This is a genomic window from Rhabdaerophilum sp. SD176 (genome assembly GCF_030143245.1).
In the GTDB taxonomy this organism is placed as follows: Bacteria; Pseudomonadota; Alphaproteobacteria; order Rhizobiales; family Beijerinckiaceae; genus Rhabdaerophilum.
Window position 1 is genome coordinate 1 of the sequence record NZ_JARJNS010000022.1, and the last position, 1,153, is coordinate 1,153.

A 1,153-nucleotide genomic window follows, 5' to 3' on the forward strand; every position below is an offset into this window, starting at 1 on the left:
CGAGATCGAGGAGTTGGCCGAGGCAGACGGCATCGAGGACGGGGCCTGGATGAAGCCGCCGGCACCGAAGCGCATGCCGTTCGGCGAGGTCGCCGCGAAGCCGGTCGGCGATGCCGAGCCGTTGGCAAACTTCGACGAATGGTAAGTGCTGTCATAGCTCGAGTTGATGCCGACGAGGTCATCGACAACCTGGGCGGACGAGCGGCCATCGATCGAGAAGCCGGTCGAGCGGTCGGAGGATTCAAGAACAAGGCGCGAGCCCGTGCCGTTCGGCTCGAAGCGGATCTGGACGCCGATATTCGAGGCGTTCAGCGCCTGGGCGACCTGGCCCCAGGTGACGTTGGCGGAAGAACCCGTACCGGCGGTCGAGTTGCCGAAGGTGTAGGTGAAATTGTCGCCGCTGTCGGAGGTGATCGAGAGGCGCATGCCGTTCGAATAGCCCACGACATAGGTGTTGGCGTTGATGTTCGCCGTCGGGTTGGCCGAGATCGTCGTCGTCGAGCCGGCCGCGAGGGCCTGGGTCGCCATGTCGTTCATCTGCTGGAGCAGCGAGCGGACCTGCTTGAGGGCGATATCGGTGGATTCGAGGGTCTTGAGGGCGGTCGAGATGTTGTTGTTCACCGCATTGATGTTGCGGGAGCGCGACAGCATGGTCTGGGACATGTTGTAGCGGGTGGCATCGTCGGCAGCGCCGAAGATCTTCTTGCCGGTCGCGACCCGCTTCTGCGAGATCGAGAAAAGTTCATTCGTCGTCCGGAGGATCGACACGTTCGCGGCCGTGGCCGCATTGAAAACAACGCTCATCGTGTTGCACCTTCTGTTGCAATGGGCGGCCATCCTGGCCGAATAGTACCGGGAGCGGGTTGTCTCCGCTCATCAGCACTGCAACGTTGCCGGAACAGATCTAAGCCAAAATTAATGACGCAGAAGTAAGTATATCGATCTTGAATTCTAGTTAATGTAGAATTTTTTGGTAACGTTAACAGAATGTTTTAGAGTCTCTATTGCTGAGTGCTCAAAGAAAAAGAGCGGCAGGTTTCCCTGCCGCCCTCGATTGTTTGCTGGTTGACGAGGTCAGGCGAGCAGCTGCAGCAGCGACTGGGCATTCGCCGAGCCGGCCGAGAAGGCCTGGACAGCGAACTGCTGCTGGGTC

General features: G+C 59.5%; 1 protein-coding gene. It reads right to left on the reverse strand.

Annotated elements, in window-relative coordinates; genetic code table 11:
• Positions 1–804, reverse strand: an 804-nt coding sequence (locus P0652_RS18720) for a flagellin (RefSeq protein WP_284180429.1), incomplete at its 3' end; no start/stop codon positions are given.
• Positions 805–1,153 lie beyond the last annotated feature (349 nt).